The organism is Mycobacterium sp. URHB0021, assembly GCF_054057895.1.
Genome location: NZ_JBSRZT010000001.1, coordinates 86,972 through 110,383 on the forward strand (window position 1 = coordinate 86,972; position 23,412 = coordinate 110,383).

Below are 23,412 nucleotides of genomic sequence, written 5' to 3' on the forward strand. Positions count from 1 at the left end.
GGCATCGGCGGGGGCGTGAAGTCGCCGTGCTCGTTCCGGCCGAGCGTTCCGTGATCCATGAAATGCCACCGGTCGCCTAGACATTCACGTCATAGCGTTTCTGCCGGGCTTCGACTCCGTTTCCAACCCAGTCGCGTAGCCGGCGTCACCGACGGCCACCGGAGGCCATCCGACCGGATAGCGGCCGGCAAGGTCGACCTACTCGAGCTTGTACAAGCTCCCCCGCTTGTTGGCCATGGTCGACTCGATCGATGCTGCAAGGCCGCTTTCGCGAATGAGAAGACCGAACTCGATGTTCCGATTCTCGGCGTTGTAGGAGAAGTTCGCGCTTGTCAGCAGGACGATCTCATGGTCGACGACGATGAACTTCGTGTGACTGACTATCGCCTGTCCGTTAGGCAAGTTGGCTGAGCGGTATACAGTTGCCCGCGGGAGCCGTGCCTTGACGTCGGCGGGGTCGCCCTTGCCGGCGTCAACGTAGACGCACACCACGACATCGGGCTCTTCGGACGCAGTCTTGAGGGCGTCCCACATGTTCGATGTCGGTGAGAAGTTGTAGGTCGCGCAGGTAACCGAGGTGCGGGCGGCGGCGACTACATCGTGAAACTGGTTCGTCAGATGTCCAGTTGTGGCCTCGTGCCCGGGCATCGTCCAGACCGGTGTGAGGTCGCGATGCGCCGACTTTGCGCCAGCGATTCCGCGGAGCACCGCCACTGACAGTGCTGGTTCAGAGTGTCCGATTCCAGCCGTCTTCAACAGGTTTGCAACTTGGTCGCGCCGGGCGTGGCTTACTGATGCCAGGGCGTGTGTGGTGTGTTCACCGGCATCGATGAGCGCTGCCAGGCTTTCGGCCTCGGTCGCGGTTAGGTACTCCCCCAGTAGTTTCAGCGGGTCATTGGACATCAGGGCTCCCAAAGAACCCGGGCACCGGTTTGCCGTGCGCGCTGGGCAATGTGAGCAGAAAGCGGCGGTCGAGGAACCGATTAGCCCTCTCACACGATGTCTCCGACGCGAAGGTGCAGCAGTGGCATGCCGCTCCATGCAGGAAGTCCTCGGGGTCACTCGGAGTTCGCATGGCGCACAGAGGGTCCGACGAGCATCGGGCAGCGCGGCGAAGCGCCGAGATCGCCAGTCCCTGCAGTCGAGACGGCTCTGAAAGCGCGACGAGACCACCCAGGGTGCCTTCGCTATCTGAGGCGGTAGTGCAGATCAATAGCCCGGCAGCGCCCTCGCGGTGTGCGGAGGCTGGCCAGCCGTAGATCCGCTCGGTCAGGCTGGCTGCGCCGTAGCCACATGACATTGCCATTTCGCGGATTAGCACGTGAGACAGGGTGTGCAGCAACCAGTATCGAGGGGCGGGCAACCGAGTGTCGGGATTGACAGCCTTGGCAGTCTCGGAGAAGCGCCGGGCGAAGTTACGCCGGTTAGCTGCCTGGTGTGCCGCCCACAGCGGTGTCGTGTAGACGATGTTCTCCCAGGCTTCGACGGCATCGAGGCTGAGCTGCAGGAAGATTCCCTCGCCGCGGTCCTCGGTTGCGGGCACCCACGTTGGCTTGCCGGTGCGGGTGAGCTTGACCAGGCGCCCGGGTACGTCGTTGACGCGATCCATCTCGTCGAGCCGGGTGAATCCTATGAAGGCGTTGACCTTTTTCATCTGGTTGACGGCCACGATGCGGCTGATCTGCGGGGGAAGCTCTGGGCCGCGGGTCATGTCGGTCACCATTAGCCCCGTGGTGTTCTTCTGGGAGGGGAACAGCGCCGGCTTCTGGAGATACTGCCATTCGGGGACCAAGAGTTCTACTGGATCCCAGTCGTCGCGCTTCCTCTTGCGCTCCTCGTCGGACTCCGGCGGCGTAAGCGCGTCGGCAATTGCGGTCGAAAGACTCTCGTCCGAGATGTCTTTCAGGTCAATACCTTTCATGCCTGCCATCGCACGGATAACGTCGAGTTGTCCAGCGAACTGCTTAACGGTGTCGACCCCGAGCTCCAGCCGCAGGAGGTCACCTAACGCTTCGGCTTTCTCGGCGTCGGTGCGCGGCATGACGATGATCGATTGCGTCGAGGCGAACCACAGGTTGGAGGCACCCATCATGATCAACGTCGGTCGCGCATCGCACTCCTTGTCGAAGGCGTTCAAGTGTGGGTGACGTCCCCGGCAGGTCTGCGGCAGCTTGTCGCGGCCCACGGAACCCTGCGCCTCTGCCATGCCGCGGGTGGCCCCGCACTGCGTGCACGCGATCATTGAGCCGACGCTCTTGCCGACATTCGGGTCACGCATCTTCAGGTCGGGCCGCTCGGCCTTGGCGCACCGCCGGCCGCGATGCACCCACAGTTCGTAGGGAAACTCGTCGACGTGGCCGTTGGTGCACGTCAGCAGATGCTGCGCGGGTACCGCAGGGCATTCCCGCCGCCCAGCCTTCGCACCACCGCGCTGCGCGCCGCGGCCCGGACAACTCTTGTGAGTGAATTGCGCCAAGTCAGGCCGGAAGGGATGGGTGTTGACGTAGCTGAATCTAGGTAACGGGCCGAGGTAATCACAGCCCGTGCACCGCAGCCACTGCGGGAATACCCTTGCGGGGATGCCCAAGTCGGCGCCCTCTTTGGCGAACGAGTTCTGCTTCGGCTGCCAAGGATAGGGCCGCAGCGCCTCTACCTGCGGACCGAGATGCATGCGAATCACATTGAGTAGCCGGGGCTCGATGACCGCCGGAATCTTCTCGCGCCGTTTCCAGATGGGCTCCCAATCGTCCAGACCCGCGGGCATCACCGAAAAACCGGGCAGATCCATGATCGCCCCTGGCCCGTAGGTGTACAGCAGCGACGACGGCCGTGACGAGCCCACCTTGGCGCGGTTCTTGACCACCGCGTCTTCGGCGTCGGCCAGGGGATCGAGCGTCTCACCCGGATCGTGCAGCATGACCGCTTCGGGCGTGGTGTCGGCCATCAGTCCTCGTCCCCCACTGGCAGGGTCCACCGTGGTGCGCCGTCTGGAACATGCGCGAACAGGCGTTCCGGGATCGGGCTGACGAGGATGTTGATCTCCGGCTGCACTTCCCGCATCGAGTTCGCGACGACGAACGGCGCCTGATTCGATGACCCGACACCGGCTTTGGCGTTCTCGGGGCTCATCAGCAATGGCAGATACTTGTCCCCTTCCCCAGTGCGCTCGTACACCAGCGTCCTGTGCATATCGCTGGCGCGGGTGGCGCGATCTACCCACCGATCGATTCGATTAACGAACCGGTCGCTGGCGTACTTCACCGCCGCCTCATCCAAGGCTGCTGCCGAGATCCGGGCTTTGAGTCGCTCGGCCACCTGCTCGACCACTTCCCGATTTTCTTTGATCCGCCACGCACCGCGCTCCTGGGAGAGCCCGTCATCGAGGGGCGCCTGCATTACGCGGGCCACGCTGACCAACAACCCGTCCAACCCTCGATCCAGCGACGTCGGCGAGTACGGCGTCACGGACAATGCTTCCACCTGAGAGTAGAACGTCTCATGATAGTGGCGGAACTGCTCGTAATGCGCCAGATCGCGGGGACGAGCCCAATTGCCCAGCGTCACAACTAAACCGGGCCGTGAGGCGTCGCGGCCGACACGAGAAGATGCCTGAATGTACTCGGCGGTGTTCTTCGGCTGACCGACGACGAGCATCAGCCCGAGCCGCTGCACGTCGACACCGACCTGCAGCATCGAGGTTGCCAGCACCACGTCAAACGGCGCTTCCTTGCGCATGGGCACCTTCTTGCCGTCGCGCTGTGCCGCCATTCGAGCCTGGAAGGCTTCGGTGGTGTCATAGTCAGGGTCGAACTCCAACCCCAACCGGTCCAGTGTCCGGCCGATCTCCGACGACGCGATCCGGGCGGTGAGTTCGCCGGTGTTCAGCAGGCCAAACGCGGCGCCGTGGCGGGGTGGAAACCCGGAGTCTTTGCGGGGCCGCTTGATTCGATTCTGAACATCGTCACCCATGTAGCGGGTCATGCCCGCCAGCTCGCGGGTGGCGTTGAAGTACCCGACCAGCGTCAAGTAGGGGTCGGCAGCGATGCCGCTGCGGTCCAACAGCAGCTGCCCGGCCGAGAGCAGGACCTCCGAGACGCGGATCTCGGCGCTGGCCAGACGCACTCCCTGCGCGCTCACCCCGATATATCGGCGGCCTGGAGTTGTGTTGGTGATGGGGATTTCGCGGGAGAAGTAGGTGTCGGCGACATCGAGCACCTGCGGCGGAAAGATCTCTAGGCGCCGACCATACAGGCCGCGCACCTGCTCCTGAGCATTACGAACCGTAGCAGTGGACGCGACAATGAGCGGCCGGACTGGCTTGCCGTCGGGCTGTTCCCAGGAGGCCAGGGTCTCCACTGCGACCTCGAACAGGCCAACGGAGGTGCCCAGCGCGCCGGTAATCAAGTGCAGCTCGTCCTGGATAATGAGGTCCGGCGGTCGCAGCCGGTTCACCGGATAGACGGTGGCCGCGGGATATCCGGCCACGGCGGGATGCGCGGTGGAAATGTTGCACGCGGCATAGTCGGGATGGACATAGCCGTGGCGACCACAGCGCCGCCCGACGTAGCCAATCAATGCCGCGGCTTCCCCTTCGCGCGCCAGGCGGGCGAACTTGTCGACGGTGGCGATGACGAATGCCGGTGTCAGCCGGTAGATCTCCTCATCCACGGTCAGAATCGGCAGGCCCTCACTGACCTGCCCACCTTTGGCGAATGGGCAACGCGCAAGGTCGTCACCGCAGTAGACGAACACCCGCCGCGCCGTAGCGTCGGCCTTGACCTGTGCCGCGGTGATCGGGGTGCCACACCACGGGCAGCGCTGGACCTGGAGCACCGTAAGCCGATGCGACCCGTATTCGTTGGCCTTGGTCAGCTGCTCGTCGGCCTCCTCGAAGCGTTTCGGGCTCACGTCGGTACCCACCCACAGCCCGATCCGGAACGGTTCACTGCCCCAGGTGGTTTGGTCAGCTTGGCGCACCCGCTCGGCGGCGCACACCAGTGCGGTGGCCCGCTGAAATTGCTGGGCGGTGAGCAGCCGCAGCGTGTAGCGCATCAGCACCGCCACGCCGTCGCGACCATCCAGCGGGGCGCCGGAGGAATCGACGACACCCTGGCGGCGCCGGATCGCGAACGTGTACGCGGCCAGCCCGAGGTAAGCCTCGGTCTTTCCACCACCGGTCGGGAAGAACAACAATTCGACTTGCGCCAAGTGTTCTGCACTGCGTAGCGGCGCCGCCGGGTCCGTTAAGGCGCCCAGTTGCATCAGGATGAACGCCAGCTGGAATGGCCGCCAGGATGCGGCTTTGGTACCGGCTTCAGCGACCTTGCTGTGTGCACCGGTGATCGACAGGGTTGGGTCCGATGCCCGTAGCGCGGCCACCTGGGAGGCGATGCGCTGATCGCGTATCACGGCGTTCATGAACTGAAAGCAACGCAGCGCTTCAGCGTCGGCCGCGACGTGTTCGAGCCCGTCTTGCAGTCGCTTGTGAGCTCGGCGGGCTTCCACCAGCGCCAGGTCGGCGGTTTCGCGAAGATGAGGCGGCAACTGCGTGGTCACGTTTTCTTGGCTATCGAGCCAGTCCCCGTAGCCGGCGATCAGGGGCTGAAGTGCGGCGCGGACCTCTTCCGCGGTCGCGGTCGCTAGAGCATCCATGGATAGCAGCGCGTTCTCGACGTCGCGCGCCTGCGTCTGCGGGGTCTCGGCGACCGGCAGCCATGTGGTCCACACCGCCGTCGCACGTCGCGAGTCTTTCTTTACCGTCCAGTCCACCGAGCAGGTCCGACCGATCGCGTACTCAAGCCGGTTGCGATACTGCAGATTTAGGCGTTGCACCTCGGGGTCGTGTTCCGGCAAGTCTTGCTCGAGCACATCGCACACCGGGAGAAATACCTCCGCTCCCCCGGCATCAATGTGGAGCTTGGTTTGGAACATCCACATACCGATCGGGATCGGCATCGGTGTCTCCCGGTCGTTGCACAACGCGATTTCGATGAGCACCCGGCCGTAAGTCGCATCGTCGTAGCGGTCCACCCGAAGGCAGATGGTGTCGCGCAGCGGGATCGTCGTCGTCTGGCCGGCATCGAGATCGGCAAGGCGGATGGCGCGGGGTTCTTCGACCGGAATGCGCTGGAAATGGCGAATCACACGGCCAGCCTTGGTGACCTTATCGGTCTGCACCGACTCGTAAATGCCCCACGACGCCGTGACCCGGAACGCCTCCAAATCCGGCGGCACCTGGAAACGCAGACCCATCGACGAAGGAATCATCAACCCCTGCTTAGGCGCTCGGTCCTCAGCGTCATCGTCGCCAGCATCGGCCTCGTCCTCGTCAGCGGCAAACGCAGGAATACCCCGCCCCTCGGCCGCAGCGCTTTCGTCGGCCCGCGCTTCGGCCAATTCGCCGCGCTCGGTGGCTTCACCTGCATCTGCGCTACCGGCGGTTGCTCCGGTCAAGCGGACTGGCGCGATGTGTCCAACCAGATACTGCGACCGCGGGCTGAAGGGCAGCAGCTCCTCAGGTCCATGGATCGGGCCTAGGAGTTCGCGCTCCATAATGTCGACCAGATTCTCCCGGACGGTAAACGACGTCCCGTCCAGCTCGTACATCAGCTGATACAAAGCATCGGCCGGCTTTAGCTGGCTGGCTTCCCTCATGAGAAGAGCGTCTCCTCGCCCTGTGCCGCATTGTTGGTGCGGGCGGCCTTTCTCTTCCTTCTGCCAGTGGACGCCTCGAGCCCGGCACGACGGTGATTTTCCGTGAGCAGCCGATCCAAGATCTCCACCCTGGCGGCCGGGCAGACTGTCCAACGTTCCATCTGCCGATAGGTGTGGAAGCCGTGGTCGAGTGAGACGTCAGACCACCCGTAAGCGGCCATCACTGCCTCGTCGAGCGCGACGTGGATCTCGCGCATCCGCGCGACATCTGGATCGGAGGCACCAGCAATCTGTGGGTCGTTAACGAGATTGTAGAGCTTGGTCAGACCAAGGCTACGACGCACCATAATTTCCCCCCTTTCGCGGTCTAGTCCCTCCCCGTTCTGCGCCAGTAAAAGGCTCTCCTGCGGCCTAGGAAAGGTTTCGAAGGCATCCCTTGGCGTATAGTTGATGTCCGTTTTCATGGTCGTTGAGTATTTGACTGCCCATAACCAATGAACAGAACTCGATAGAACCGCTTGCAAAGCGTACGAATCTGTCGCAAACACGGCAAGTTTGTTGCTGATTACTTGAGCCGTTGAAACGCGTACAGGCATAGCAATCTTGCTAGTAAGAGTAATCGCGGGTACCGCACTCAGAGCGGATAGCGCACGGCGCATGGCCGGGCGGTTCTCCGCGTATCGCCACCAGTAGTTGCTGTACGACTTCCGCTTATTCTTTAGTCGCTCATGATAGACGGTTTCTTTGATTCGTTCGAATGGTAACCTGTATATTGCCGCGTCCGACTCACTACGATCGTTGAAATCAATGGCCCATCGAGATGCGGATACATCAGGTCTGGAATTGGCATCCTCACCTGTCAGGTACGGGAAGAGGACGTCACGATATGCTGGTTCTTCGTCGATCCATCGCATCGCCTCGGATTCCGGTAGCACGAAGCCCATACCCAGTAAGATGCAGCCCTGGTATGCAATACCTGCATTCTCTACGAGCTGCTCAGGCACCCCGATCGTCCGGCCTTCAGGTTCCAGTAGAGAAGATATTTTGGCCGTGACAACATTGTCGCATACGCGGGTTAAAGATTCGCTGACCGTCCCTTTTACTCCCCAAACTGCTGCATATTCTAGATTTGCCATGCTCGACGGCCACTTGGCGCTTCTGACAGCACGAAGAATGGTCAGTCCGCTTTCAACCATTCGGTCCAGACCTATTTCCCGCGTATCGCCCTGAGCTATCGAATTAGTTGCGATAAGACCCATTGATCCCGAGTTTTTAAGGAGGTCGAACGTCCTGCGAAAGAAAAAGGCTACAAGATCGGCTCGACCTTTCTGTCCGTTTGAAAGTACATTGCCAAGCCAGTCATGCATGTTCGTGCCAATAGCAGCTGGAACCTTTTTCCCCCCGAGGAACGGCGGATTACCAATGAGCGCATCGAACCCGCCGCGCTCGACAACGACGTCAGGTGCTTCGATGGCCCAATGCAGTGGCTGCCATCGCTCGTAATCTGTTGCGACTGTTGGTGTCAGCCCGGCATCCACGATCGAGTTCAAATGCGACGCGTCCGGTTCGCCGGTGTTAGGGTACGCAGCCTTCGCTGCGATTCGGAGGTTCTCAAAAGCCTCGTCGAGTCCACGCCCCGGCTTTCCGCCAAGCACCAAGCCCGTTGCGACGACCCCGTCGGCGAGGTTGCGCAGGTCTGCGGTGATGCGACGTAATTCGGCGAGTTGCCGCCGCTTGGCGGCGCTGTTGCGGGCGGGATTGTTCTCGTCGACCTCGCTGGCAAGTTTGCGACGCAGGTCGATTGCCTTGCGAATGATGGCGTCGATGTCAATGTCATAGAAGTCGATCATCGCCGTCGTCGGCACCCGCGGCGGGTCGATATGAAGCCCGCGTAGTTGGCTGAGACTGGTGAGTCCAAGCAGCGAATTGCCGACGAAGACTTTGTCGTCGACGAACGAGAACGGCAGGTCACGATCCAGCGACACCAGCCAAAGCGAGAGCTTGCACATCTCGACGGCCATGTCGTTGATGTCGGCGCCGTAGAGACAACTAGCGACCACCTCGCGAAGGGCGCGCCGGTGCAGATCGCCGCGCTGGGTGTTGGCCGGATCCTCGGAGGTCCACGCTTCGACCACCCGATCGGCCAGATAGCTTGCTGCGGAAACCAGGAACGCCCCTGAGCCGCATGCGATATCGGCTACCTTGAGGCTGAGCAGGTCATCGGAGGACCTGAGCCTCCACCGCGATTCGTCAGCGGTCTGATAAGGGCCAGGCAAATAGCACAGCGGCTGCAAGGCGTGCAGCACAACTTCCCTGGCCAGCGATTTGGGTGTGTAGTGCGCCCCCGCATTCTTGCGGGACGGGGTTTCCCTAACCATCAGCCCACCTCTGAGCACGACGAAGGGGCGTCCTCGGAGGTCTTGGCGCATGATTCCCAAGCAGGGCAGCACGCGTTCCCGCAATGCAGAATCATCTCCCACGACTTGCGCCAGGGCGCTGACCACACTCGGCTCGATCTGGGCGCCAATGCCTTTGGCCATTGCAGCGGCCGACTGGGGTTTGGCCGAGGGTTGACCGTTCTCGACGTATGCCCGGATGGCGTCGGCCAACTTTTTTGGGGTGGTGTTGTCCGCAGCAAGTCGTTCCAGTACGGACAGGGCGATCTCGGGTTCCTCGCCGCGAGCTCCCTGCAGGCCTAGGTGGATTTCGTCGACTGTGCCGGCGGTGTAGCCGAGTAGGCCTTCGTATATGTATCCGATCTGTTCTACATCGATGTCGCGGAAAGAGATTCGGCGTGCCTCACCACCTTTGAGGAAAGCTTGCTGCACCGAGCGCAGCGCATGCAACATCACTCGGTCGGACACGGCGATGGCCAGCGTTCCATGAGCGGTGAGTGCGGTCAGGAACGGGAAGCGGGCTGGGTCGAACAGGGAGCCGCCGTAGGCGGGCACCCTCATGTTCTCGAAGGATGCGCCGGCGTAGAGCGCCTGGCTGGTCGCGAGCAGCCGATGCCAGGTCAGCGAGGTGGCATCGAGTGCTTCCTCGCTGTCCTCGGCTTCCCGTGCTTGTAGTCGGTCGAGTTCGCGAGAGATGCCGTAGCCCTGCTCGAAGAGCTCCCCCGACGGCAGCAGCCCACGTTCCTCGGCGAATAGCAGGAACACGATCCGCATCATGATCGTCACCGCCGCCTCATAGCTTTGGTGGGTGTCGTCGGGCAGCGGATCGGGTTCACCGCGTTGTTGGGCGTCGCGAGCCGATTCGGAGAACGACTGGATCAGCAGTTCGACCGCGCGACGCACCTGCGCGCCAAGAGCTTCAGTGATCTCCTCGGCAGCAGCCACGGATTCCTCAAACAGGATGGGCAGCCGCTCGTCGACGTTGCCGCCGATGATGTGCTGACGCGAGATCAGCGTCAGGAAAGCGTCGCGGGTGCGGGATTCCTCTACCCAGGTCAGCGCGTCGATGACTCCGGAGGCGGTCATGGCGCCAGCGCGTGCGCACACCAGTGCCCACCAGCGTCCGTCGGTGACGATGCCTATCGGAATGTCGTTGTCGCGCAGAAGCGCTTCCATTCGGTCCACCGGAGTGGCCGCCCACAGGTCGCTAGGGACCTGGCGCAACGAATCGACCGGGTCGATCACCGACACCAGGGCACCGATAGCGCCGTCGGGGTCCAGCAGGGCTGCCTCGGCGCCTACGGTGACCGCACGATTGGGTGACTGAGCCGTGATGCTGGCGACGGGACCCCAGGACAGGGATTCGGCCCAGCCGACGACGTCGCGCAATACGGTTTCGACCCATTTGTCGCGGGCGATGCGGTACGCGTCATCGGTCGCGCCGTCGTCGCCGGTGGTGCGGTCTGCCGCTTCCCATACGACTTCGAAGTCCTTGCGGGCGTAGAGCAGTGCTTCTTTGCGTTCGCCGTCCAGGGCTGGCATGCCCTGGGGCCATACCCGCTTGAGTGGTGCGATCGCCAGGAACGGGCCGTCTGTGTCGACGAGTTCGAGCCACGCGCGGTGTAGCTCGGAGACATTGGGTGTCGAACGCTGCCGGGGTGTGCGAGGCGCCATCAGCGCAGCCCTCCCTTCGCGTCCTCGGGAGTGAGGGCGAAGACCACTGCGGCGGCGGTGGTGTGGGGTTTGACGTCGGCGTAGCGGTCGATGATTGCCGCGATCTCGCGGGTCTCCTCGTCGTCGAGTTCGTCGAGGCGGCGCTGCATCGAGTCGATGTCGCGGCGCCACTGCTTTTGCTGGTCGTCGGCCCAGAGCATGGCTTGGGCTTCGGCTTCCTTGCTGCGCAACAGATCCAGTGATTCGCCCAGGTTCGTCCGGAACGCGGCGAAGATGTCGCGGGCCCGCTGGATATCGGAGGCCTGACGTTTGTCTAGTTGCTCCAGTACGCGGGTGTGTCGGCGGCCGGCGCGGGCGTGCATAGACTCCTCCAGTCGTGCCCGCAGCGGTGCATCCGGGGCGTTCCAGATGTCGCACAGGTCGTCGCGGATCCGGCGGCTGGCCAGTGTCAGCCGGTCGCCGTCGAGGGCGTGATCGAGGGCGTGATCGAGGGCGTGTTCGGCTTTCTCCTCGGCCATCGCGCGCCGGCCCTTCAGCCGCACGCCGACTAGGAACACCTCCTCGTGCAACCGCACCCCGCCTCTACCGACGAGCACCATACGGGTCACGGCAGCTACGAACGATTCCGCCGTATCGTCGATCACCACCGCGGTGACTCGGTTCAGGGTGGAATCCACACTCCACAGCGAGCGGCGCAGCAGCCGTTGCGCTTTCTGGACGATCGGATGTCCGAGGTGGACGTACACCAGATCGGCGCGTCCTTCAGCAACGGCCGGGTCGAACGTAATCGGGCGCAGCACTTCAGGTTTCAGTCGGGTGGCCAAGCCTTTGAGGGTGTCCTGCCATGCAGGGCTCAACGGAGGCATCGCGAACACCTCGGCGTCGGTGTCGGCATCGCCGACCGGCTCCAGCGGAAGCTGATGGTTGATCCGCAGTGCCGTGTCGACCACGCGACGCAGGTTCTGCGGTTCCAGATGCAGATCGGCCCGGGATGCGCCGTAGCCGCGTTCCAACTCCGTAAGCCGCGTATTGAGTTCGATGCCGCCAGCCAAGGCTTCCTGAATCACCTTGTTGCCATCAAGCCCCGTGGCTTTGCGTTTGGCCGGCGCGCGGTGGGCGAAGTGTTCTTGGATCTCGTCACCGATCACCTGATTGGCCGATCCCAGATCCACCTCGACCTGGGCGATCTTCTTGGCGATGCGGGCCATGAAGTTCGCGTCGGCGGCGTAGGTGGAGGACTTGTCGTCGGGCACGAAGTGAAACACCTCAGGTGTCTCGGTCTGCCCATAGCGGTCGATGCGGCCGATACGCTGTTCAAGCCGGGACGGATTGAACGGGATGTCGAAGTTCACCAGCCGGTAGCAGTGATTTTGCAGATCGATGCCCTCGCCGGCGGCATCGGTGGCCAGCAGCACCCGCACCGGTTCCTCGGTCGGGTCAGCGGTGAACTGCGACCGGATGTACTCCCGGTCCTCAGGGGGTGTCGCACCTTCGATGACAGCTAGCCGGTCGGCGTAGCCGCGCTGCACCAGCACCCGCTGCAGCCAGCCAAGGGTGTGCGCGTATTCGGTGAACACCACGACCCGCTGTTTGGACCACTGGCTGCCGTCGGGCCGGCACACCGCATCCAGGAAGGTGAGCAGCCGCTCCAGTCGTGAATCGGGTCGGCCTTCGTAGCTCAAGCCCCAGTCGGCAAGCGTCTGCAGCTGCCCGGGCTCGGCGGCGCTGAGCGGATCGGAGGCCTTGGACTCCCGTAGCCGCTCGGCCTCGTCGTGCTCCCACAAACCTTCTTCCTCGTCGGCCTGGCCTTCGCCGAAGATGTCGTCGTACTCGTCGTCGCGCAGCCCGCGCCCAGCTCGCGCGTCGCGGTAGTGACTGATCGTCATCCCGAAGGCGAACGGGCTGGACAGAAACCGCTTCTTAAGCAGCATGGTCACGATGTCGCCGCCCGGTTTGGTGCCGTTCTGCTTGGCGCTGCGGGTGACGATCTCATCGAGCAGGGAGAACATCTCCTGCTCGCTGTCCTCGGGCGTGAAGTCGAGGATGTTCACCTGACGGTCTTTGAAACCTTTACCTTTGAGATCGCGCTTGAGCCGGCGCACCGTCACGTCCTTGAGTGCGGTGGCGTCAAGCAACGCGCCGCGAGAGAACCGGCGGGGGTCGATCATCTCCATCAGCGCGGTGAACGACTCCGGGTAGCCGTTGTGCGGGGTGGCGCTCAGGAACAAGCGGTGCTCGCACGTGTCGGCGAGCTGGCGTACTGCCAGGGTGCGCTGTGTGTCCACCGAATAGCCGCGCCCGCCGGCGATGGTCGAGGGGCTCGACGGCGCGACGTGGTGGGCTTCATCGACGATGAGCATGTCGAAGGCGAACCGCTTGCCCAGCTTGGGGTTCTTAGCCTGGGCGTAGACGTCGCGCAGCAAGCGCTGGCAGCGCACCTGCGGCAACCACGCCATGGACACAATCACCCGCGGATACAGCTGGAACGGATTGGCGTGCAGGCCATGGGTGCGGCGCACTTCGGCCATCAGTTCGCTGTTGACGATGACGAACTGCAGACCGAACTTGTCCCGCATCTCGTCTTGCCATTTCAGCGCCAAGCTCGGCGGGCACACGATCACTGCACTGCGGGCACGATGCCGCAGAAACAGTTCCTGCGCGACCAGGCCGGCCTCGATGGTCTTGCCCAATCCGACGTCATCGGCCAGCAGCAGATTGGTCCGCGGACTCATCAGCGCACGTCGCAGAGGCTCGAGTTGGTAGGCCTCCACCGTGACGCCCGACCAGAACGGCGCCTGGTAGCGGTTCGGGTCTGCCGAGGTGACCGCGCCCCAGCGCATCGCGTCGATGAAGCCTGCCAACGTGACGGGATCGTCAAAGCCCTCTGGGTTGATGTGCTCGGGCAATCCTTGCGGTGGGGTGACGGTCTTGCCGACCTCAAGCTCCCAGATCACCGACAGCTGCTCGCCAAGGCGGTCCTCGTCGAGTGACTGCAGGTCGACGACGTGATTGAGCTTCGCGGCTGCATCGTCAGCCGGGCTGAGCGGCAGACCCTGGGCCTGAACATTGGCGACCGCCCACGTCGAGCCGCGCACCTCGACGACCTGACCGGGCTCGGGCAGCGACGGGGCAGCTACAGGCACAGGTGATCCTCCGAGTGGTGGCGTTGGCCGAACAGTATCGCCGTCGACACCGACAACGGCGCGGATGGTGTCTTCGGACACTCCGAAGTGCTCGGCGGACCGCTTGACCACCTCGGAAACAGCGCCACGTCTGCGACTCCGATCGATCTCGGAGGTCGCGGCGCTGAAGTCCCGTCGGATCTTGTTGCGCTGCCCCGACGTCAGCAGTTCCTCGGGTAGTGCGGCCGGCAACTCGTCATGTACCAGGTACTCGATGGTGTCGTAGGAGATGCCGTACTTTGCTTCGAGCTGTGCACAGGTATTGCGCATTGCCCATTCGATCCCGTGTTCGTCGATCGCATGTTGCACGGCTCGACGGATTGTCGAACGTTGACCGGGCGACAGATGGTCAGCCTGTGCCTGCGGTGTCTCCCCCACGCAGCACCATGTTAGCTGGGGTTCTCGGACATTGTTCGGATTTCAATTACCGTGGGCTGGTGCGGCACCTTAGATTTGCGCTGCCAGATCACTGCTTGGACACCGTGGTCCGCTTGTGCACCCCACTATTTGACCAGTCGCGTTTAAGGCGTTGGCGCCTAAGCTGCCGCACCGAATTGTCGCACCGCCGAATTACCAATCGCTGAGGCCCGCACGCGTCGAAACTCATACACGGTGTGGCAATGACGTTTGCGCTCAGAGCGGGCTCTAGAAGCACAGCGTTCGGGCACACTGGATGGGTGACCACAGTGGTTCCGTTCCCCCCGTCGCCGATGCTGGCAACGGCGGCGACGCTGCCCAAGGACTCAAGCGCGTATGTGTTCGAGGCGAAGTGGGATGGCGTCCGCGCGCTTGCGCGGGTTGACGGCACCGCCGAGCTGTTCAGCCGGCACGCCACCAACCTCACGGGATGCTTTCCGGAGATCACCGGCGGCTTGGTTGAGGCACTCGCGGGCCGCACAGCGATCCTCGATGGCGAGGTTGTCGCCCTCGACCGAAGGGCTCGGCCGTCGTTCGAGCTCATCCAGCGACGCATGCGCAGCACCCGGCCACAGGCGCGGCTGGTGGCGGGAGTTCCCTCGATTTTTTTCGTCTTCGACGTGTTGTACCTCGACGGTAACGGCGTTTGCTGACTCATCACATATTCCCTTGTTGTGGACGAAGTCATTCCGGATCAGTCTGATGTCACCGAAGTAGTCGACCAGTATGTCGCTACGGCGAATCTTACTGTCCCACTGGTCATCCCAGAACTCCGCCAACCTGCCGCGGAACTGCTCTTCCCAAATTGCGAAGATGTACGCGAACCACTGCGCATACGAGACGGCGAGTATCTCCGGATGGTGGTCGACACTGGCAACGCCGGCGGCACCGGCAGCGAAAGTGGTCATCCCGGCGTCAGACGCTGACACAAGGTGTTGCATGTGGACGCGGCCGGGGGCCGATTCGTCGACGAAGCGAAGCGTGGCGACCTCGAGGTAATGGCCGAGGTCGTCACGGTGGCCGTTCAGAAAGCGCTGATGCTGGCTCGTCCACTCGCCTTCCTTCGGAAGGATTGTTCCGTGCGCGGTTAGCGTGACCACCAGGGACACGAGCAGCGCGCGTTCGAGGTCAGCGACGATCTCGTCGACGGACGAGTCGGGTTCCGTCTCTTGTGCCTCGAGCGCCGGTATGGCCTGTTCGATAGCGGATAGCAACGCCGTGACGCTATCGATGAAGCCATCGCCATACGTGATGTCAGTGGCCGCGGCAATCACTCCGCTTAGGGTTTCAGCGAGCCAAGTACCTGGCGTGAGTGGCTGGCTCTCATGAGTCAGCGCGATTTGGTCGAGCGGCAAGACGACTGTGATTCTCTTGTCTCGCTCGCTAATCTGCCTGACGCCTGGCCTGTGTGCGTTGGCGAGGAACATCTCGATCGATTCCCGCCCCTGCGCTAGTTCCACCTGTGTGGTGCGCAATACCTGTAACCACCGCTTGGTCCGACTCTGCAGATACATGTCAGCGAGGTTATGACCAGGGGGCGACATTGCCCCGTACGAAGCGCAAGTGCTCGGCCATCGGCCTACCTACTGGTCTAAACGGCGCCATTCTCCGAATCGTGGAGCTTCACGATTCCTCACGCGGATCGGGCTGTCGCCGTCGTCGTAGTTAATGAGCTGATCGACTGGGTGCGTCGGGTCGCTCTCGCCCACTTCTGCGACCAGCCATGCTCAGCGGAGCCAGGCCGGCGGTTTCTTATCCGACACACCGAGTCGTTCTTAGCGGCACCAGTCCCCCGCCGGGGGAGTGGCACTTGGTGTATTCGATCTTGAACCTCCGGTGGCCGCACCACCGCATCGGCCGAACATTATGGGGGACAGCAAATTAGAGCCACAAGCTGACATAAGGTATGTTATCGGCGCGCGAATGTTGTTGTGCAGCAGCGTAATTTGTCGGCTACATACGTCTCGGCCCGGGACATTGCGACGAGCCGTTGATCCACCACCGGCCGCTGACTGCGTACACCAATTCAGCCACTGCGCCTATGCTATCCGCCCAAACGCGCTCGCCACGTTGTGACTTCGCGAAATTGGGTAAGGAGTTGCACGGCGGCATTTCGTCACGGTGACGAAATAGATCCGCTAACCCCCGGCCTTGCACGCCTAGCGTACTCACCGCAAGCAGTGATCCTGCGCTCGGCGCCGGGACTTGCCCCGGTCCTCGCCGCCCACATGCTCGCCGAATCGGAGACTATCCAACGCGGTTCGATGACGCGGGCGGCCTTCGCGCATTCGCGGCACCGCACCGGTCACTATCGGTTCCGGGCTTTCGGACTACGTCAAGGCCCGCAAAATCCGCAACAAACGCCTCGGCGACGCCTGCCACTGGTGGGCATTCGCGACACTCACCAAGTCAGCCGGGGCCCGCGCCTGCTACGACAAACGCCGCGCCGCCGGCGATGGCCACAACGCCGCCCTGCGCAACCTCGCGAACAAGCTCCTGGGACGCCTGTGGTAGTGCCTGGCCAACAACCAGCCCTGGGACGAACAAGGCGCCTGGCCCGACCTCACCAACACGTCCAAACTGTCGGCGGCAACTGAATACTAATGGTGCTGCAAGACCGTCGACGCCCAACTGAATACAGGCGCTGGACGTCTTTGGTCAGACCGGCGCGGCGGTCTTGCGTCAGACGGATGGCGTGCGTGTCGGCGTGTCGGCGCTGGCGCTGGGTGTCTGGGTCGGACGATTCCTGAGTCGAGCCAGCCGCAGGGACCATCTCTTCTCATGACGCGCGGCCATTCTTGGACCGCTGAGGTGGAAGGCCGAGGCCCCTGCGGTGCGCTGGGGTCATGAACGGCTGATCGGGTGTCGGACCGACGAGTCCTTCCATTAGTGAGGCGCATGCCCCAACTCGGTTCGATGACCGAAAACGACAGAGAAAGGGGCATTCGATGAAGGTGTTCTGCGGGATCGATTGGGCCGAAAACCACCACGATGTCGCACTGATCAACGAGCGCGGCAAGCTGGTGGCCAAATGCCACATTGGTGATGACGCTGCCGGTTTGGCGACCTTGTTGACGCTGCTGGCCGAACACGGTGACAACGCCACCAACCCAATCCCGGTAGCATCGAAACCAGTCGTGGGTTGTTAGTAGCGTCTGTGCGGGCGACGGGCCGACCGATGTATGCAATCAATCCGCTGGCGGTGTCACGCTATCGAGAGCGTCACACCGTGGCGAGCGAAATCGGATCACGCCGATGCCGTCGTGCTGGCCAACATCTTGCGCACCGATGCCGACGTTCATCGGCTGTTGCCGTCAGATAGCGAGCTGGTCCAGTCGATCGCAGTGCTCGCTCGTGGCGGCCAGGACGCCGTGTGGAACCGGCAGCAGATCGCCAACCAGTTCAGATCCGTTCTGAGAGAATACTTTCCAGCGGCAATCGAAGCCTTCAAGGACTCGAGATCAGGACTTGCCTCTGCCGAGGCGCGCACCATCCTGGCCGCCGCACCCACCCCGGCATTGGCCGCCAAACTCACCAAAGCACGATTGCGCCGACTGCTCATCGCCGCTGGCCGCCAGCGCAACATCGAAGCACGGGTCGATCAACTGCACACCGCTTTCGCCGCCGAGCAGATGCGCCAGCTGCCCCGCGTGGAAGCCGCCTTCGGCGAACAGGCCCGAGCATTGGTCCTGCAACTCGACGCCGCCTGCCGAGCCGCCGAGCATCTCGCCGCGGCAACCGAAGAGATCTTCACCGAACACCCCGACGCAGCGATCCTCATCAGCTTCCCCGGCGTGGGAACACTGACCGGTGCCAGGATCCTGGCCGAGATCGGTGATGACCGGTCCCGATTCGCCGAGGCTCGAAATCTTCGTGCCTACGCCGGCTCGGCTCCAGTCACCCGAGCCTCCGGAAAGAGCATCGTGGTCATGCAACGCAGGATCAAGAATCAGCGTCTGGCCGCCGCCGGATACGTCTGGGCCTTCGCCGCGCTCACCGCCTCCCCTGAGGCCCGGTCCCACTACGACCGCCGCCGCGCTGCCGGTGATGGCCATCCCGCGGCGCTACGCAACCTGTTCAACCGATTCCTCAGTCAGCTACACCACTGCCTTGCGACTGGTCAAAATTACGACCCATACAAGGCATTCGCTGTCCCGAGCACCTCAGCCGCTGCGTAAGACGTCACCAGCGCGGTGACGCCTGAGGTTGCGCCCTTACTACCATCGGGTGTCTGACCACTGCGCGGCAAGGTGGGTTCTAGTCAACGTCGCAACAGTTGATGGTCTGGTGAGGTTAGCAGCGCGGTGAAAAGTTCAGTGGGAGTGCGGTCTCCGAGGACGCGGCGGGGCCTGTTGTTGATCTCGTATTCGACAGCGCGTAGGTGGTCGGGTGTGTAGGTGTTCAGGCTGGTGCCTTTCGGGAAGTACTGTCGCAGCAAACCGTTAGCGTTCTCGTTGCTGCCACGCTGCCAGGGTGAGCGGGAGTCGCAGAAGTCGACCGCTACGCCCAGGTCTGCGGTGATGTCGGTGTGGCTTGCCATTTCGATGCCCTGATCCCAGGTGATCGATCGGATCAATGTGGTGGGCAACCCGCTCATGGTCGTGGAAATCGCGATGCGCAAGGTATCGGCGTCGCGAGTGGGAAGGTGCATCAGCCGGATCATGCGGGTCTGCCGCTCGACGAGGGTGCCGATCACCGAGCGTTGATTCTTGCCGACGATGAGGTCACCCTCCCAGTGGCCTGGCTGGCCGCGGTCGGCCGGATCGAATGGCCACTGATGGATCGACAACATCGGATGGGCGAACCGCGGACGACGCCGGCCAGGGCGCTGGTGAGCGCGGCGATGACTTCGGCCCGTGCGCAACGGGCCGCGGTGTGGTGACCTGACCTGCGGCGAGCGAATCAAGCGTGATTGGGGCTGGTAGACCGCTTGATAGATACTTTCGTGGCACAACCACATCGACTGATCCTCGGCGTACTTGCGCCGCAGATGCCGAGCGATCTGTTGCGGGCTCCAACGTTGGGCGAGCAGCTCGGCGATCCGTTCGCATAGGACGGGGTTGTTGTCGATCCGCCGCCGATGACGACGCGCTCTGCGGTGGACTGCCCAGCCGTGAGCTTCAAACGGCCGGTAGGTGCCGTCGCGGCGGCTGTTGCGGCGCAACTCCCTCGATATGGTCGATGGAGCCCGGCCAAGCTCGGCGGCGATCCCCCGGATACTGAGCCCCGAGCGGCGTAAGTCGGCTATGTCGATCCGCTCTTGTTCGGACAAATACCGATCGCTGATTTGGCGCACAGTCAAACGATCAAGCGCGGGCACGAATCCGACGGCTTCGCCACGCCGATACGTTTTGTAACCTCGCGCCCAGTTGTTTGCTGAGGTACGGGACACCTCGACTTGCCGCCCCGCCGCCGAGATAGACCAGCCCCGGGCACGTAGCTCCATAAACCGCTGACGCTTGGCCGATTGGGGCCGGCGGCCCGGGCCTTTCTTCACGCGACGCGACGATGACAACACAACCTCCAGAATCTAGAGAAGTGTTGCGACCGCCCCTAGAAACCACCTTGCCGAAAAATGGTCAGATTTCAGTTGCCGTTGACACAAACCAGCCGCTGCTTGACAACTGACTCGCGTGGCGTGTCTATCTGCTCTCCGACCAGGCCAGCTGGGTCACCGGCGCCATTCTCAACGTCGACGGCGGCTCATGGCCAGCCGCAACTAACCCCATGCAGGTCCCCGGCCCCCAGCGGAATCGGCCCGAAACACCGCGGCGCGCATGACAATCACCCCTCACACAACCAAAACCATCCATGCCAAACCAACACCACAAAACCCCCACCCCGACCCACCCAACGAACCCCGACGATCCGGCGAATCCGTTGGTCGCCGTCGTGCCGCATCGGCGGGATTTCCTGAGATCGAACGCGCCGTCGGATTGCCGACGAAACGTAGAGGCTGGCCTGGGACATTCCAGGCTCCGGACAATTGCATCGCGCGACAGGTCGTCCATTTGGGTCAGCTCGCGCCGTGTGACGGAGCAGCACTCCCGTGACGACGGTCCCGGCGATCACAGCGTCGGAGAGGGGCCTTACCGAGCAGCGATGATCGCCCAAACTGCACGTCCCCGCCATATGGGGGTCATCTCGTTCACCGGGGCACCGTGGAAGACGCCTACACTAACTGCCAGCGCTAGCGGCAGCGAGAACTGTGGACGACATAAATCGGGGATCTTCCACCCGCCTACTTCATGTCGGTGGGCGGCGGTTCGCGTGAGCACCGCTAGGGCCTCGGGGCGGGTGCGTATACCGCCGATTCGCGGCCGGGCGGGCGAGCTGCAGGTGATCGGCGCGCTGATCGGGGCGGTCGCTCAGGGGCGCGGGGGTGTACTGGTCATCGAGGGCCCGCCGGGCATCGGCAAGAGTCGGTTGCTCACCGAGGTGTTGACGCTGGCCGACAAGTGCGGGGTGCGCACCTTGCTCGGGGAGGCGTTCGAGTATCAGCAGACGGTGCCGTTTTTCTCGCTGTTCATGGCCACGCTGCGCGCCGATCCCCCGGTCGGTGATGTTGAGGCGCTGCGCAGGCTGGGCGGTTCGGCGGATCTGCGCTACTGGGTGGTGCACGATCTGGCGGACGCGATTTATGCGGCGGCCGCGCAGACCCCGCTGGTGATCCTGTTGGAGGACATTCACTGGGCCGATAACGCCACGTTGTTGGCGCTGCGGTCGCTGGCCGTGCGTCCGGATGTGGCGGTGCTGTGGGTGGTGACCGCGCGCACCGGGGCCGGCGGGCCGGCGGTGCAGGAGACCTTGTCGGTGTTGCAACGGGCCAACGCGACTTTTGTGCGGTTGGGGGCTATCGCGGCGGATGCGGTCGCTGACATGGTGCAAGACGCAGTGCGGGCGGAAGCTGATGTGTCGCTGCTGAATTTGGCCGCTAAGGCGCACGGGAATCCGTTTTTGGTCAGCGAGCTTGTTGGGGGGTTGTGTGAGGAGGACCGGCTAAACGTTGCCGATGGGCGTGCGGTGGTGACTGGGGAGGGGTTGCCGCGGCGTTTGGGTGCCACGATGCATCAGCGGTTGGACCTGCTTTCTGGCGAGGCCTCGGAGGTGGTGCGGGTGGCCGCGGTACTGCCGGACCGGTTCTCGGCCGGACTGTTGGCCGCGATGCTGGACCGTCAGCCGGTGTCATTGCTGTCGGCGTTGGAGGAGGCGGTGCGTGCGGATCTGCTCGTCGACGATGGTGAGCAGTTGAGGTTTCGGCATGACTTGCTGCGCGAGGCCACCCGGCAGTCCCTGCCGCAGTCATTGCGGCGGGCGATGGAGCGCCAGTCGGCGTCGGTCATGCTGCGGTTGGGTGCGGCGCCCGAGGAGGTCGCAACTCAGCTCGCTCGCAGCGCCGAGCCCGGAGACATGGAAGCAGTCGATGCGCTGCGCCGGGCCGCTCAATCGGTGGGCCACAGCGATGCCAGCGCGGCCGCGGACCTGAGCAAGCGCGCACTGGAACTACTGCCCGCCGTGCACCATGACTACGGATCATTGGTCGCCGAAACGGTGGAGTGGCACAACCGGGCCAGCCGCTATGGCGAGGCCGAAGAGTTGGCCGTCGTGGCGCTCGCGGGGGCGGCCTCGCCCGAAGTCGAGGCTGAGATCCGCCTCCGGCTTCCGACGCATACCAAGCACAGCACCCCCTGGCGGGTAGAGGAGAACCGCCGAGCGCTGCAGTTGAGCGGTATCGGCGAGGTCACCCGGACACGGCATCTGGCGTGGCTGGCCTACAACCTTGTGTTGCAGGACAAAAGCGGGCAATGGCGCACCGTGGCCGACGAAGCTGCCGCCGCCGCGGCAGCCACCGGTGATCTCGAGGCCACCATCATGGCCGAAGTCACCCACGCTTTGCTCGATTCTGGTGAGGGGTACCCGGCCCGCGCACTAGGCCGCCTCGAACAGCTTCGCCGACTCGCCTACACGAATGACACGGCGTTGGCACATGCCTATGCCGGGATGTACCACGCAAACATGCTGGCAGTGATCGGGCGATTGGACGACGCGACCGCCCGGGTCGCCGACGGCATAGGGCAAGCCGGCCGGGAAGGCAACTCGCTGGCACTCGCTACCTGGGCAGTCTACAGTGGGTGGGTCCATCTCGCGGCGGGGCGGCTATCGGCCGCTCGCGATGCGGCTGATTCCCTGCCGCCCCCACAGCCGACAAGCGCAACCGAGCACGACGTACATCGTATGCTGATCCTCGCCGAGGTGGCCGCGCACACCGATGACCGGAACGTGCTGCAGCAGACGGCCAATGATGCACGCGATGCCCACCCGATCGGTTCACCCGGCCAACGTCGAGCATCAGCGTATGTGCTGGCGCGGGCGGCGTGGTATCGCGACGACGTTCATGAAGCAGCCCGCTGGCTTGGCGACATCAGCCTACTGGGGACACCCCTTTTTCCCCATGCATTGGTTCGGCTGATCTTGGGTGCGCGGGTGGCCTCGGCCGCCGGTGATGCCGGTTTGCGCGCGCGGGTCTTGCAGGCTAGCGAGGTGCTGGAGCGTGAACGGCCTGTGGTGCCGCTGTTGGCGGCGGTGGCCGGATATGCCCGCGGGATACTGGAATGTGACGCGCAGGCGCTTGTGGCTGCCGCGGGGTTGCTTGAATCGTCTGAGCGGCCGCTTCTTTACGCCGGCGCCGCCGAGGACGCGGGCGCCGAACTCGCGCGCATCGGCCGCACTGACCAGGCGGTCGAACAACTCAATGCCGCATTCGACACCTACACCCGGCATGAAGCGATCGCCGATGCCCGCCGCGTCGGCCGCGCACTGCGCCGATTAGGCGTGGAACGGCGCATCGTCACGCACCCGCGGGCAAAAACGGGCTGGGACAGCCTCACCGACTCCGAACTCGGGGTCATCAACCTCATCGCCCAGGGCGCGACCAACCGCTCCGTCGCGCAGCAACTACACATCTCCCCCCACACGGTGAAAACGCATCTACACAATGCCTTCGCCAAGCTCCGCATCACCTCTCGGGCCCAGCTGACGCAAGTCATGCGCCGCTCGGATTGACGAGTCCGGCAAATATCACGGCCACC

The 23,412-nt window shown here is 63.5% G+C and carries 11 protein-coding genes and 2 pseudogenes; 7 read left to right on the forward strand and 6 right to left on the reverse strand.

What is annotated here, in order from left to right:
- Positions 1 to 198 precede the first annotated feature (198 nt).
- Genes drmC through drmD form a run of 5 tightly spaced genes read right to left on the reverse strand, consistent with a single transcriptional unit; the run spans position 199 to position 14,284 of the window.
- A complete protein-coding gene (drmC, locus tag ACVWWN_RS00375) occupies positions 199 to 903 on the reverse strand; it encodes a DISARM system phospholipase D-like protein DrmC (protein WP_457142142.1) in 705 nt (234 codons plus the stop codon).
- On the reverse strand, positions 893 to 2,944 hold the full coding sequence (gene drmB / locus ACVWWN_RS00380) for a DrmB family protein (protein ID WP_457142143.1): 2,052 nt from the start codon (positions 2,942 to 2,944) through the stop codon (positions 893 to 895). The genes drmC and drmB overlap by 11 nt, the downstream gene beginning before the upstream one ends.
- Positions 2,944 to 6,654: a DISARM system helicase DrmA gene (drmA, locus tag ACVWWN_RS00385; RefSeq protein ID WP_457142144.1), complete on the reverse strand. Its 3,711-nt coding sequence runs from the start codon at positions 6,652 to 6,654 to the stop codon at positions 2,944 to 2,946. Before drmA ends, drmB begins: the two co-directional genes overlap by 1 nt.
- Positions 6,651 to 10,724 (reverse strand): DNA methyltransferase, encoded by a 4,074-nt coding sequence (locus tag ACVWWN_RS00390; protein ID WP_457142145.1) that lies wholly within the window; start codon positions 10,722 to 10,724, stop codon positions 6,651 to 6,653. Before ACVWWN_RS00390 ends, drmA begins: the two co-directional genes overlap by 4 nt.
- Entirely contained in the window at positions 10,724 to 14,284 is a 3,561-nt protein-coding gene (gene drmD, locus ACVWWN_RS00395; protein ID WP_457142146.1) for a DISARM system SNF2-like helicase DrmD, read from the reverse strand. Before drmD ends, ACVWWN_RS00390 begins: the two co-directional genes overlap by 1 nt.
- A gap of 332 nt (positions 14,285 to 14,616) precedes the next feature.
- Here drmD and ACVWWN_RS00400 point away from each other — a divergent pair, with 332 nt between their 5' ends.
- The 5 genes and pseudogenes from ACVWWN_RS00400 to ACVWWN_RS00420 all read left to right on the forward strand — a co-directional run bounded on the left by ACVWWN_RS00400 (position 14,617) and on the right by ACVWWN_RS00420 (position 18,501).
- Positions 14,617 to 14,976 carry an ATP-dependent DNA ligase gene (locus ACVWWN_RS00400; protein WP_457142383.1) on the forward strand — a complete coding sequence of 120 codons (360 nt, stop codon included), beginning with the start codon at positions 14,617 to 14,619 and terminating at the stop codon, positions 14,974 to 14,976.
- 21 nt (positions 14,977 to 14,997) lie between these two features.
- A complete protein-coding gene (locus ACVWWN_RS00405) occupies positions 14,998 to 15,249 on the forward strand; it encodes a hypothetical protein (RefSeq protein WP_457142147.1) in 252 nt (83 codons plus the stop codon).
- 15 nt (positions 15,250 to 15,264) lie between these two features.
- The gene (locus ACVWWN_RS00410) at positions 15,265 to 15,414 is read left to right on the forward strand and encodes a hypothetical protein (protein WP_457142148.1); all 150 of its coding nucleotides are present in this window, start codon (positions 15,265 to 15,267) and stop codon (positions 15,412 to 15,414) included.
- A 1,857-nt stretch (positions 15,415 to 17,271) separates the two neighbouring features.
- Positions 17,272 to 17,742: pseudogene (locus tag ACVWWN_RS00415) on the forward strand (IS110 family transposase); the annotation flags it as partial.
- A 213-nt stretch (positions 17,743 to 17,955) separates the two neighbouring features.
- Positions 17,956 to 18,501 carry a transposase gene (locus tag ACVWWN_RS00420; protein WP_457142384.1) on the forward strand — a complete coding sequence of 182 codons (546 nt, stop codon included), beginning with the start codon at positions 17,956 to 17,958 and terminating at the stop codon, positions 18,499 to 18,501.
- A gap of 83 nt (positions 18,502 to 18,584) precedes the next feature.
- Here ACVWWN_RS00420 and ACVWWN_RS00425 read toward each other — a convergent pair whose 3' ends face one another.
- Positions 18,585 to 19,841: an IS30 family transposase gene (locus tag ACVWWN_RS00425; protein ID WP_457142149.1), complete on the reverse strand. Its 1,257-nt coding sequence runs from the start codon at positions 19,839 to 19,841 to the stop codon at positions 18,585 to 18,587.
- Between the two features lie 125 nt (positions 19,842 to 19,966).
- On the opposite strand from ACVWWN_RS00425, the pseudogene ACVWWN_RS00430 reads away from it, so the two are divergent.
- Both ACVWWN_RS00430 and ACVWWN_RS00435 read left to right on the forward strand, forming a co-directional pair.
- Positions 19,967 to 20,046 (forward strand): annotated as a pseudogene (locus ACVWWN_RS00430) (sugar dehydrogenase); the annotation flags it as partial.
- Positions 20,047 to 20,593: 547 nt separating this feature from the next.
- Positions 20,594 to 23,386: a helix-turn-helix transcriptional regulator gene (locus ACVWWN_RS00435; RefSeq protein WP_457142150.1), complete on the forward strand. Its 2,793-nt coding sequence runs from the start codon at positions 20,594 to 20,596 to the stop codon at positions 23,384 to 23,386.
- Positions 23,387 to 23,412 lie beyond the last annotated feature (26 nt).